The organism is Phytohabitans houttuyneae (assembly GCF_011764425.1).
Lineage (GTDB): Bacteria > Actinomycetota > Actinomycetes > Mycobacteriales > Micromonosporaceae > Phytohabitans > Phytohabitans houttuyneae.
Map to the genome: position 1 here is coordinate 243,197 of NZ_BLPF01000003.1, position 11,582 is coordinate 254,778.

At 73.7% G+C, this 11,582-nt stretch carries 11 protein-coding genes; 2 read left to right on the plus strand and 9 right to left on the minus strand.

Translation table 11 applies throughout. The features are described 5' to 3' along the window. Nucleotides 1-20: 20 nt before the first annotated feature. The 7 genes from Phou_RS36105 to Phou_RS36130 all read right to left on the minus strand — a co-directional run bounded on the left by Phou_RS36105 (nt 21) and on the right by Phou_RS36130 (nt 6,228). Entirely contained in the window at nt 21-698 is a 678-nt protein-coding gene (locus tag Phou_RS36105) for an ABC transporter ATP-binding protein (RefSeq protein ID WP_246274126.1), read from the minus strand. Further along, nucleotides 662-856 (minus strand): hypothetical protein, encoded by a 195-nt coding sequence (locus Phou_RS53550; RefSeq protein ID WP_246274127.1) that lies wholly within the window; start codon nt 854-856, stop codon nt 662-664. The genes Phou_RS36105 and Phou_RS53550 overlap by 37 nt, the downstream gene beginning before the upstream one ends. Continuing rightward, complete coding sequence (locus Phou_RS36110) at nt 853-1,668, minus strand: zf-HC2 domain-containing protein (protein ID WP_173065620.1); 816 nt, start codon at nt 1,666-1,668, stop codon at nt 853-855. The genes Phou_RS53550 and Phou_RS36110 overlap by 4 nt, the downstream gene beginning before the upstream one ends. A gap of 20 nt (nt 1,669-1,688) precedes the next feature. Further along, on the minus strand, nt 1,689-2,231 hold the full coding sequence (locus Phou_RS36115) for an RNA polymerase sigma factor (protein WP_173065623.1): 543 nt from the start codon (nt 2,229-2,231) through the stop codon (nt 1,689-1,691). Between the two features lie 41 nt (nt 2,232-2,272). Next, a complete protein-coding gene (locus Phou_RS36120; protein WP_173065626.1) occupies nt 2,273-2,770 on the minus strand; it encodes a GNAT family N-acetyltransferase in 498 nt (165 codons plus the stop codon). Continuing rightward, the gene (locus Phou_RS36125) at nt 2,770-4,338 is read right to left on the minus strand and encodes a DUF2892 domain-containing protein (RefSeq protein ID WP_173065629.1); all 1,569 of its coding nucleotides are present in this window, start codon (nt 4,336-4,338) and stop codon (nt 2,770-2,772) included. Before Phou_RS36125 ends, Phou_RS36120 begins: the two co-directional genes overlap by 1 nt. Nucleotides 4,339-5,067: 729 nt before the next feature. Beyond that, nucleotides 5,068-6,228, minus strand: coding sequence for a CapA family protein (locus Phou_RS36130; protein WP_246274128.1), 1,161 nt, complete (start codon nt 6,226-6,228; stop codon nt 5,068-5,070). A 108-nt stretch (nt 6,229-6,336) separates the two neighbouring features. Between Phou_RS36130 and Phou_RS36135 the strand changes: the two genes are divergently transcribed. Both Phou_RS36135 and Phou_RS36140 read left to right on the plus strand, forming a co-directional pair. Beyond that, nucleotides 6,337-7,218: a hypothetical protein gene (locus tag Phou_RS36135; protein WP_173065635.1), complete on the plus strand. Its 882-nt coding sequence runs from the start codon at nt 6,337-6,339 to the stop codon at nt 7,216-7,218. Nucleotides 7,219-7,244: 26 nt separating this feature from the next. After that, complete coding sequence (locus Phou_RS36140; RefSeq protein ID WP_173065638.1) at nt 7,245-8,867, plus strand: hypothetical protein; 1,623 nt, start codon at nt 7,245-7,247, stop codon at nt 8,865-8,867. On the opposite strand, the gene Phou_RS36145 is transcribed toward Phou_RS36140, so the two are convergent. Next, nucleotides 8,861-10,105: an arginine deiminase gene (locus tag Phou_RS36145; RefSeq protein ID WP_173065641.1), complete on the minus strand. Its 1,245-nt coding sequence runs from the start codon at nt 10,103-10,105 to the stop codon at nt 8,861-8,863. The genes Phou_RS36140 and Phou_RS36145 overlap by 7 nt on opposite strands. A gap of 17 nt (nt 10,106-10,122) precedes the next feature. Further along, entirely contained in the window at nt 10,123-11,574 is a 1,452-nt protein-coding gene (locus Phou_RS36150; RefSeq protein ID WP_173065644.1) for a basic amino acid/polyamine antiporter, read from the minus strand. Between the last annotated feature and the right edge of the window lie 8 nt (nt 11,575-11,582).

Here is an 11,582-nt window from a genome sequence, read left to right on the forward strand (position 1 = left end):
GGCCGCGACGTCGACGAGCATCAGGTAGCCGTCTTCGACCGTGGGGTCGAGCAGGTCGGCGCCGGGCGGTGGGTCACCGACGTGCCGGTACAGCCCGGAGCCGGTGCGCCACGACGCGAGGGCGCGCGGCTCGCGGGTGCCGCTGGTCCACACCCTGCCCGCGCCAGCGCGGCGAGGTCGACCGGCGTGCCCGCAAACCGCACGAGGCCGTGGTCGAGCACGATCACCCGCTGGCACAGTGCCATCGCCTCCTCGGTCTGGTGGGTGGACAGCAGGACTGTGCGCCCTTCGCCGAGCTCGGCGATCATCTCGCGGAAGCGCAGCCGCTGCTCGGGGTCGAGACCCACCGTCGGCTCGTCGAGGACCAGCAGCTCCGGGTCGCCGACCAGCGCCGCGGCCAGCGCGACCCGCTGCCGCATGCCGCCGGACAGGGCCCGGATCCGCCGCCCCCGCTGCGCCTGCATGCCGACCGCCGCCAGCACCCGGCGGACCTCCCCGTGGCGCGCCCGCCGGTCGGTCAGCTCTTTGAGGATCGCCACGTAGTCGACGAACTCGAACGCGGTGAAACCCGGATGGAAGCCCGGATCCTGCGGCAGGTAGCCCATCCGGCGGCGCACCGACAGCCGGCCGGCGCCGGTGCGCGGGTCGGCACCGAGCACGGTCAGCTCGCCGCTGTCCGGCGCCAGCGCGGTGGCCACGATCCGCAGCAGCGTGGTCTTTCCCGCGCCGTTGGGCCCAGCAGCGCCGTCACGCCCGCGTCCAGCGTGAAGTCGACGTCGCGGAGCGCGTGGGTGCGCCCGTAGCGCAGGGAAAGGCCGGTCGCGTGCACGGCCGGAACGGTCGCCGCGATGGTCACCGGATCCTCCTCGGGGTCTCGAACGCCCGGTGGTGCCGGGCGAGGACGGCCGCCGCGGCGGCCGTGGTCAGGGCGAGCAGGAGCTGTCCGGCCGGCACGAACACCGCCGGGCGGCCGCCCCCGGCGCCGAACGTGGCGGCGACAAGCGCCAGCCAGCCGGCGCCGACCAGCGCCGCTGCGGTGACCGGGCCGAACCGGGGCGAGAGGGCCAGGCTGGTCACGGTCAGGGCCAGCGAGGGCAGGAACCAGCCGAGTGCGGCCAGCCCGAGGTCGGGCATGGCGAGGCTGGCCAGCCCGCTGAGCGCGGTGGTCGTGGCCAGCACCGCCGCGCAGCGCAGCAGCACCAGCCGGAACGTGTGCATCGGTGCGACGAGCGCGATCTCGAACGTCGGGTCGACCCGCGGCCCGAACGACAGCGCCACCCCGGTCAGCGGCAGCAGCGGCGCGACCACGAGGAACACCGCCGGGTGGGCGAGGTTGGCCAGCAGCGCGGTCAGCGCGAGCGTCAGGACGACCGCCGCGAGCCAGGAGCGGCGCAGCGTCGGCGTCGCGGCGAGCAGGCGGGCCGTGTGGTCGGGCACGCCGACCCGCACAAGAAGGCGCTCGACCGGCCCGGGCAGCGGCGCGTCGAGCTCGGCGTCGAGCCGGGCCCAGCCGTCGCCGACAAGGTCGGGCGGTGCCGCCGCGGTGAGCCGCTCGCGGCACGCCGCGCAGGCGGCCAGGTGCGCGTCGGCCGACCACAGCACCGGCGGGGCGAGTCCAAGTGCCGCATACCGCCGGATGTCGTCGTCGGGCAGGTGCCAATCTTTCATCTCCGCCTCCTGTCCCGCGCTCACGCCAGGTCCTGCCGCAGCTGGTGGCGGGCCCGCATCGCCCGGGTCTTGACCGTGCCGGGCGGGATGCCGAGCAGCACCGCCGCCTCGGACGTGGTCAGCCCGTCGATGACGGTCGCCTGCACCACGGCGCGCAACTCGGGCGAGAGGCGGCTCAGCGCGCCGGCCAGGTCGCCGTGCTCGACGCCGAGCAGCACCTGCTCCTCCGCGGACGGCGCGTCCGGATGCCGCCGCCGGGCCAGCCGGCCCAGCAGCCGCTGCCCGGCGCTCTGCCCGCGCAGCGAGTCGATCAGCCGCCGGGAGCCGATGCGCCACAGCCAGCCGGCCACGTCGCCGGAGGGGTCGCGGAGGCGGGCGCTGCCCCGCCACACCGCCAGGAACGTCTCCTGCACCACGTCGTCGACCACCGTGCGGTCGGCGCAGCGGTAGCGAAGCCGCAGCTGCAGCCACGCCGCGTGGCGCCGGTAGAACACCTCGAAGGCGCTCCGGTCGCCGCGCGCAATGGCCGCCAGCAGCTCGGCGTCACCGTCCGTCCGGGTCACATCCCCTTCATCGCGCCGGACCCCGCAAACGGTTCACGCGTTCAGGTGAGCTCGTCGGCCAGCAGGTCCATCAGGAGGCCGTCGTGGAAGGTGCCGTCCTGGCCGCGTTCGTACCGCCGCATCACGCCGACCGGCCGGAAGCCCACCTTCTCGTACGCGCGGATGGCCGCGGCGTTGTCCGCGGCCGGGTCGATGACCAGGCGGTGGTGGCCCCGCTCGTCGATGAGGTGCCGCGCGAGCGTGCGCACCGCGTCGGTGCCCAGCCCCTGGCCGGCCCGGTCGGCGTGCAGGTAGATGTCCATGCCGGCGTGGCGGTACTGCGGGTCGCCCTCCTCGTACCACTGGATGGCACCGGCGATCTCGCCGTCGACGACGATCGCGTACGTCTGGGGCAGCTCCTCCACGATCGAGGCGCGGTAGTCCTCCTCGTCGCCCCACCACCGGCGCACCTCGGGCGTGGTGCGGATGGCGAGGAGGGCGTCGACGTCGTCGGCCATGGCGGGCCGCAGTGTGACGCGCGCGCCGCGCAGGATGCTCATCAGCCGAGGCTAGCTTTGACCGCCGCGAGGTCGTCGGCGGCCCGCTGCCCGGTGAGCACCAGCCGGTCGCGCAGTTCGTCCAGCTCGCGGGTCGCGCGCGCGGCCCGTTCCCGTGCGGCGGCGAGGGACGCGGCGTGCCGTTCCTGGCGCTCGGCGCGCTGCCGCCCCTCGCGGCGCCACCGCACGGCGGCGGTGAGCAGCAGGCCGGCGCCGGCGAGCGTGGTGAAGATGGCGAGCCCGTTGGGCCAGGCGACAACCGAGAGGCAGAGAAGCGCGCCGGCCACGCCCAGGGCGATGGTCGTCCTGGTGGGCACGCGCTCCTCGGGGTACCGCGAATCGATCTTTTGCTGGACCGCGGCCATGCCGTCGGGGTCGGGCGCCGCGCCCGCGCGGACCTGGACCGGCAGGTGCTCGACGGACGTGGTCGCCTCGCGCGGCGGGTCGGTGGCGGCGTCGCCGGCCAGCCGCTCCGCGTTCGGCAGCAGCCAGCGGGCACCGGCGGCGCGGGCGGCCCGGGCCAGCGGCGTACCGTCCGGCTGGAACGCGTCGGCGAGCAGCAGCTCCAGCGCGGTACCGGCCGGCGCCTCCCACTGCTCGTCCGCCGTGTACGGCTTGTCCTCGATCACCGCGCGCAGCTCGGCGGCCCGGCGCAGCAGCGGCGCCTCCTCGGCCGACCCCTCGTCGACGAGCGCCCGCAGGATGCCGGCGAGCGGATCCGCGTCGAGGGGTGCCGGCTCGGCCGGCGGCCGCCCGCACAGCTCGCGGAGCGCGTGGAGCCGCGCGCCGGCGGCGAACGCCTCCTCCGCCTCGGCGACCGGGTCCAGGATGGACTGTGGCCGGGGGAGGGTGCCCGGCAGCCCGTCGACCCGCGCCCGCCACCCGCCGCCGGCCGCCTCGTCGAGCCCGCCGGAGAAGGCCGCCAGCCGCTCACCCAGCAGTGCCACCCCGTCCGGCCCGAACCGCCCGGCCGCCGCTTCCGTCCACAGTGTACGGACAGCGCGGGTGACCGGCTCGGTTGCCGGCAGCGGCCCGAACGCCTTCGGCAGCCACCGCGCGCTCAGGTCGGTGCGCCGCGCGACGGCCGCGGTGAGCGTGACAAGCAGCGCGGTCCGCGCCTCGTCGCGCTCGGCGGCCAGGGCGAGCGGCGCGGTCGCGTCCTCGTCGCGCAGCAGCGCCACGAGCGCGGTGGTGGCCGGCGCCAGCCAGTAGCCGGCCACGTCCGCGAAGTCGGCGGGCGGCGGCGCCTGTGCCTGGCTGACCGCGGCGACGACCTGGCGGGTACGGTGCCGCACCAGCGCCGGCGGGTCGAACATCGCGAGGGTCATCCGCAGGTCACTCAGCTCGACGAACGCGTCGAACGAGCGCATCAGCCGGTCCAGCCGCATCTCGACCGAGCCCTGCAGCTTGCTCAGCTCGGAGCGCAGGCGGGTGCTCTCGCGCTGCTGGCTGTGCAGGGAGTAGCTCAGCGAGGAGACCTCGTCACCCAGCTCGCGGATCGCCCGCTGCTGCCGGTAGTCCTGCCAGTTGTCGGACGCCAGCCAGTCCGTGAAGGCGCTCCCGTCGGTCACGGCGATCACCATAGGAGGCCGTGTCCAGCGGCAACTGAGATCCCCGCTTCTCAAAGGATCCAGCCCAAAAGCAGATGCGAGCTACCGCGATGTCCGCGGTGGTCCGGACCGTTGCTCCCGCGGCCTCACCCCCCGCGCCTGGCCGCGGTTTCAAGCCTGCCCGGTGGGCGCTGCGCCCAGCTGGCACAGGGCGGCGGCTGGGAGACCAGGGTCACCAGGCTCCACCACGATCTGATTGATGGTGCCGGTGTCGACGCTGATCGAGCAGCCAGCGCGTGGCCGCCGGTTGGAACGGCGGCGATCAATCAGAGCCGGCAACCGGAACCACCTGCTTCCGAGACATCCATAGAGAGCTTTGGAGTTGAGGTGGGCGATTCCGTCCCGCAACAGAGCGGGGCGGCGACCCGGGAAGGCGGCACCCGCGACAACCTCTCACCCCGAAGTCTCTACAGATCCGCCGGGGCCGATCTGGGCGACCACGGACGGTCTGGACCACACCGGCTCCTTGATCGGCGTCAACAAGGCCTGCACAGAGCAGATCGTGGTCGTTTGCTGCCCCTACAGGGGCAGCAAACGACCACGATTTCAACGGGACCCGGGTTGAGCTCGCCCACCGCGGGGGGTGAGGCCGCGGGAGCAACGGTCCGGACCACGACGGGCGTCGCGGTAGCCCGGATCTGGTTTGGGTTGTGTCCTTGAAACGGTCACGCCGGCCTGGCGTCGAAAGGTCTAGCGGGCGGGAGCGGTGGCTACCGCGGCGAGGCCGTCCGTGACCCGAAGGCCGTCGGTCGCGGCGCCGCGCATGTTCACGTAGCCGGCGATGCGGCGGTGGATGCGGGCGTAGTCGTCCGCGCGGTCGCCGCCGCCGTTTTTGGCCGTGGTCAGGTCGACCAGCCGCACCGCCGGGTAGTAGTCCATGAAGATCGGCCGCACCTCGACCGCGGTGACCTTCCAGCTGCGGGGCGCCACCTCGGTGAACGTGAAGGTGGGCAGCACCGAGTCGGCGGTGTTCTCCGGCGAGCCGTCCTGGAAGCGGACCAGGAGGTTGCCGAGCCCGTACGCCACCCACTTGTCGCCGATCTTCTCGAACGGCTGCACCACGTGGGCGTGCATCCCGATGATCAGGTCGATGTCCGGGCTGGCCAGCAGCTTCTTGGCGAGCCCGAGCTGGCCGATGTCCGCCTCGTTCATGTACTCGGTGCCCCAGTGCAGCGACGCGATGACGATCTCCGCGCCCGCGGCGCGGGCGCGCTTCGCCTCGGCCAGGATGGCCTTCGGGTCGATGAGGTTGGCGATCCAGGCCTGTCCGGGTGGGCGGTCGATGCCGTTGAAGCTGAACGTGTACGACAGCTGCGCGACCGTGACACCGCGCACGTCGAACACGTTCGGCATGCTCGACTCCCGGGCCGAGCGGGCCGAGCCGGTGTGGCGCAGTCCCACCCGGTCGAGGTGGTCGAGCGTGCGGGCGACGCCCTCGGCCCCGTAGTCGAGCGTGTGGTTGGAGGCGGTGGAGCAGGTGTCGAAGCCGGTCGCGGCCGCGGCGTCGGCGAGCTCCACCGGCGAGTTGAAGATCGGAAAGCCGGTGAACGGGCCCTGCTCCGGCCCGAGTGGCTGCTCGACGTGGCACACCGCGAGGTCCGCTGCCTGGATCGGCGGCACGATCGCCGCCATGATCTGCCCGAAGTCGTACCCGGACTCGCCCGCCGCCCGCGCGTCCGCCTTCGCCTGCGCGACCAGCGCCGGCTGGACGAACAGGTCGCCCGCCGCCGCCACGGTCAGCCGCGTCGGCCGTGCCGGGGTGGGCGAGGCCGTCGGCTCTGCGGTGCCGGCCTCCCGCGTGCCGTCGCCGCAGGCGGGGAGGAGCAGGATGACGGCGATGGAACCGATCACGCAGGACTTACCTCGCATACCCGGCATTGTGGGTGCACTGTGGCGGCTCGCGGGCCAGATCGGTGAAAGCGCTCCTCGGCGCGCCCGAGCGGGATATAGGGGCGCCCGGTGACCACGCCGCCGTGGGACCGGCTGCACCACGCGTACGGGCCGGCGACCGAGGTGCCCGCCTGGCTCGCCGCGCTGCGCGACCCCGACCCCGAGGCCAGGCGCGCGGCGCGGCAGTCGCTGTCCGGCTCGATCTACCACCAGGGCACCCGGTGGCCGGCGAGCGCGTACGCGGTACCCGCGCTTGTCGACCTCGTCGACGACCCGGCCACGCCGGACCGGGCCTGGGCGCTCGACCTGCTGCGCGGCGTGGCGATCGGCGACCTCCGCGACGACCAGCTGCCGTTCGCGCCGGAGGTGGCCTTCCGCGACGCGGCCGGGGTCACCGCCGCCGACGCCGACATGATCGCGCGCGGGCTCTTCGACGGCGACGGCCTCGACGACGAGGACGGCGACCTCGTCGAGCTCGCCGACGCGGTGGTGGTGTGGTGGGCGGCGCGGGCGTTCGACGCGGCGGCCGGGCACGTCCAGGCGTACCGGCGCTGGCTCGCCGACCCCGACGCCGAGGTCGCGGCGCTCGCGGCGGAGCTGGTGGTGTGGTTCGGCGGGAGCCCGCCCACGGTGGCCGCCCTCCTCGCGGTACCCGATGGACCGGCCCGGCCCAGCGTGAACCTGGCACTTGCCCACCTGCCGGACAGCGGGCGCGGCCGGCACAGTCCCGCGGACAGCGCCCTGGAAACGCTGCTGGCCGCGGAGCGGGAGGCGACCGCGGTCACCGCGGCGGTCGCCCTCGCCTACCGCGCCGGACCTGAGCTGCCGGACGCCGCGCTGACCACTCTTGTCGAGGCGGCCGGCCGGGACTCGCTGCCGGACGTGCGCGGGTGGGACCGGGCGCTGCGCGGGTTCGTCGCGGTCGCGCTCCGGAAGGTCGGCCTGGTTTGACCGGGTTCGGGCCCTAACATCGTCGTGTGCTCTACCGCCCCGCGCCGACCGGCGCCACCGGCGTGCGGACGCGGCGGGCGTGGCTCGTCGACGGCGCGGCGGTCCTGATCCTGCTGGCGCTGGTGCCGGTCGTACACCGCGTCGGGCCGATGCTGCGCGCGCCCTTCTGGCTGGACGAGGCGTGGGTGGCGATGTCCGCGCGGGGCTCGCTGCGGCAGGCCCTCGACCTGACCGGGCCCACGCCGGTCGGCTGGACGCTGCTGATGCGGGCGATTCCCGGCGACGGGCCGGAGCGCCTGCGCTGGCTGCCGTTCCTCTTCCTGGCCGCTTCCGTCCCGGCCGGGTACGCGCTGGGTCGCCTGCTCGGCTGGGAACGCCGGGCGTACGCGGTGCTGGCCGGGCTCACCGGCGCCGCGGGCGCGCTGCTGCTGCCGGCCCAGCAGGTGCGGCACGACCTCAAGCAGTACACGGCGGACGGCGCCATTGCGGTCGCGCTGCTGGCGCTCGCCGCGTGGGCCGAGTCGCGGTGGAGCTACCGCCGGCTCGCCGTCTTCGCCGGCTGTGCCGTGGCGGCGATGTTCTTCAGCCATCCGGCGCTGCTGGTCGGCGGCGCCGGGCTCGGCGCGTTCGTGCTCGTCGCCCTGCACCGGCGCGCCCGCGACGACCTGCGCGTGGCGCTGCGCGTCGCGGCGGCCGGGTGGCTCGTGATGGCCGCCTGCTATCTCACCGTCTCGCGCCGCGGCCAGATCGAGAGCCTCGAGACGTACTGGGACGACTACTTCCTGAGCTTCACCAGCGGGCCGAGCCTGCCGAGCTACCTCGGGGCGCGCCTGGACGAGCTCGGCGACCTGTTCGGCCTGCCGTGGCCGGTGTTCGCGCTGCTGGCCGCCGCCGGCGTGGCGACGATGGCGAAGACCGGCCGTCCCGTGGCCGCCGCGACGATGGCCGCCCTGCCGGCCGGCGTGGTCGTGGCCGGGTACCTGCGGGCGTACCCGGTGCTCGACCAGCGCACCTCGCACTTCCTGCTGGTCGCGTCGGCGGTCAGCGCGGGCATCGGAGTGGTGGGCGCGGCCCGGCTGGCCGCCAGCCTGCTCCAGCGCCGGCGGCCCGGTGTCACCGCCGCCGTGGCGGCCGCGGCGGTGACCGCGTTCGCGCTGGCCAACGCGGGCTGGTTCCGGTACTACGCGCCGCCCGGGATCTACCCGCGCCAGCCGGACGCGTTCGCCGCCGGCTACCTGCGCTACGACATCCGCGACCAGGTCCGGTACGTGGAGGCGCACCGCCGCCCCGGCGACGTCGTGCTGGTCAACTCGTGGGGCAACTTCGGGTTCGCGTACTACTGGCGGCCGGACGCGCCCACCTTCGTGCGCGACACCGACTTCGGCAACGGCTGGGCCGCCGGGTACCGCGACAGCGCCCGGATCGTCGTGGCCGCCGAGCGCGACGAGCCGGCACTCGCGGACGCGCTGGCCCGCGCGGAGTCGCTGCTCGCGCCGGGCGGCCGGATCTGGCTGGTCCGCACCCACCTGGAGTTCTTCGAGCTCGCCGGGTGGCAGGAGGCGCTGCGCGACCGGCCGGTGGAGTGGATACCGGTCGGACCGGAGCTGCTCGGCCTGGTCACCCCGGCGCCGGCGGGCGGCCGTCAGTAGGAGACCGGCTCCCGGATGATCGGGCAGGTCATGCAGTGCCCGCCGCCGCGGCCGCGGCCCAGCTCGGCGCCGACGATCGTGATCACCTCGATGCCGGCCTTGCGCAGCAGGGTGTTGGTCTGCGTGTTGCGGTCGTACGTGAAGACCACGCCCGGCTCCAGCGCCACGGCGTTGTTGCCGCTGTCCCACTGCTGGCGCTCGGAGGCGTACACGTCGCCGCCGGTCTCGATCACCTGAAGGCCCGGCAGGCCCAGCGCCTCCGCCACCACGTCCACGAACGACCGGCTGCCGTGGTCGGTCACCGCGATGCCCGGCGCCCGGTCCGTGGGGTGGATGGAGAACGCGTGCACGCCGTCCATGATGGACGGATAGAGCGTGACCACGTCCCGGTCGGCGAACGTGAAGACCGTGTCCAGGTGCATCGCCGAGCGGAGCTTGGGCATGCCGGCGACCACGACGTGGTCGGCCGCGCCGTTCGTGAACAGGGCCTGCGCGACCTGCCCGATCGCCTGCCGCGACGTGCGCTCGCTCATCCCCATCAGCACCACGCCGTTGCCGACCGGCATGATGTCGCCGCCCTCGAACGTCGCCTGCCCCCAGTCCTCGTCCGGGTCACCCCACCACACCGTGGACCCGACGTAGTCCGGGTGGAACGTGTAGATCGCCTTCATCAGCGTGGTCTCGTCGTGCCGAGCCGGCCAGTACAGCGGGTTGAGGGTGAGCCCGCCGTACAGCCAGCAGGTGGTGTCGCGGGTGTAGAGCGTGTTGGGCAGCGGCGGCATCAGGTACTGCCGGATGCCGGTCGACTCGCGGGCCAGGGCCACGTAGTCCGGACGGAACTCGTCCGGTAGGTCGGTGGTCGCGAGCCCGCCGATGAGGAACTCGGCGAGCTGGCGGGGCGGCAGCCCTTCGAGGAAGGCGCGGGTGTCGTCGACCAGGCCGACGCCGACCTCGTTCGGGACGATCTTGCGGTCGAGCAGCCACGAGCGGGCCTCCGGCATCGCCACCGTCGCGGCGAGCAGGTCGTGCAGCTCGACCACCTCGACGCCCCGCTCGCGCAGCTTGTTGACGAAGTCGGCGTGGTCGCGCTGCGCGTTCTCCACCCACATCACGTCGTCGAAGAGCAGGTCGTCGGCGTTGCTCGGGGTGAGCCGGCGGTGCGCCAGGCCGGGCGCGCAGACCAGCACCTTGCGCAGCCGCCCGACCTCGGAGTGGACGCCGTAGCTGGCAACCGTCATGTCAGTACTCCCCGTGACTAGAGGCTGATCCAACCGGCCGCGAGTGCGACCACACCGAGCAGCGCGCCGGCGATCGAGATGGCGAGCAGCACGGCCTCACCGGGGGAGAAGAGGCGGCGGCCCTGCTCGCGCCGGACCATCACGAACAGGATGGTGGCCGGTGCGTAGACGATGAACGAGACGAGCACGTACTTCAGGCCGGCCGCGTAGAGCAGGAACGCGGTGTACGCGGTGGCGACCAGCGCGACCACCAGCTCGCGCCGGTTGCCCCGGTCCCGGCCGGGCTCGCCGAGCGCGACCTTGACCGCGTACCCGGCGGCGAGCAGGAACGGGATCAGCGTGAGCGCGCTGGTCATGTCGAGCGCGAAGTTGAACGCGTCGTCGGAGAAGAGCGTCACCACCAGGAACACCTGGGCGAGCGCGGTGGTCAGCACCAGCGCGGCGATCGGCACGTCGGCGGCCGTCTGCCGGCGCAGGAAGCGCGGCATGTCGTCGTCCTTGGCGGCGACGAAGAGCACCTCGGCGGCCATCAGCGTCCACGCCAGGTACGCGCCGAGCACCGACACGATCAGCCCGACGCTCACGAACACCTTGCCCCAGGTGCCCACGGCCTCTTCGAGCACGCCGGCCATCGACGGCTGGCGCAGCTCGGCGATCTCGGCCATCGGCATGACGCCGTACGACACGATCGTCACCGAGGCGAAGATGGCGAAGACGCTCAGGAAGCCGAGGATCGTCGCGCGCCCGACGTCCTCGCGGCGCTTGGCGTGCCGGGAGTACACGCTGGCGCCCTCGACGCCGAGGAAGACGAAGACGGTGGCGAGCATCGTGCCGCGCACCTGGTTGAACAGCGATCCTGCGTAGTCGGCGCCCCAGAAGTTGTCCGCGAACACGCCCGGGTCGAGGTAGAAGACCGCGATCAGGATGAAGACAAGGATCGGCACGAGCTTGGCCACGGTGACGATCCGGTTGATCGCGGTGGCCTCCTTGATCCCGCGGCTGATCAGGAGGAAGAACGCCCACAGCCCGACCGAGGAGAGCACGATCGCGAGCACGGTGTCGCCGTCGCCGAGAGCCGGTGCGATGGCGCCGACCGTCGACATGATCAGCACCCAGTAGGTCACGTTGCCGACGCAGGCGCTGGCCCAGTAGCCGAAGGCGGCGAAGAAGCCGGGGTACTCGCCGAAGCCGGCCTTGGCGTACGCGTAGACGCCCGCGTCCAGGTGCGGCCGGCGCATCGCGAGCGTCTGGAAGACGAACGCCAGCATCAGCATGCCGGTACCGGCCACGACCCAGGCGATCAGCGCGCCGGCGACGCCGGTCTCGGTGGCGAACCGGCGGGGCAGCGAGAACACGCCGGCGCCGACCATCGAGCCGACGACCATCGCGGTCATCGTCCAGAACGTCAGCTTTGCGGCCTGCGGCGAGCCGACCGTGTCCTGCTCGGGCCTGCTGGTGCCGGTCGTCATCGCCAACA

Coding starts and splice junctions, on each gene's coding strand:
- Phou_RS36110 (WP_173065620.1), bottom strand. CDS start 1,668: ATGAAAGATTGGCACCTGCCCGACGACGACATCCGGCGGTATGCGGCA.
- Phou_RS36145 (WP_173065641.1), bottom strand. CDS start 10,105: ATGACGGTTGCCAGCTACGGCGTCCACTCCGAGGTCGGGCGGCTGCGC.
- Phou_RS36150 (WP_173065644.1), bottom strand. CDS start 11,574: ATGACGACCGGCACCAGCAGGCCCGAGCAGGACACGGTCGGCTCGCCG.
- Phou_RS36120 (WP_173065626.1), bottom strand. CDS start 2,770: ATGAGCATCCTGCGCGGCGCGCGCGTCACACTGCGGCCCGCCATGGCC.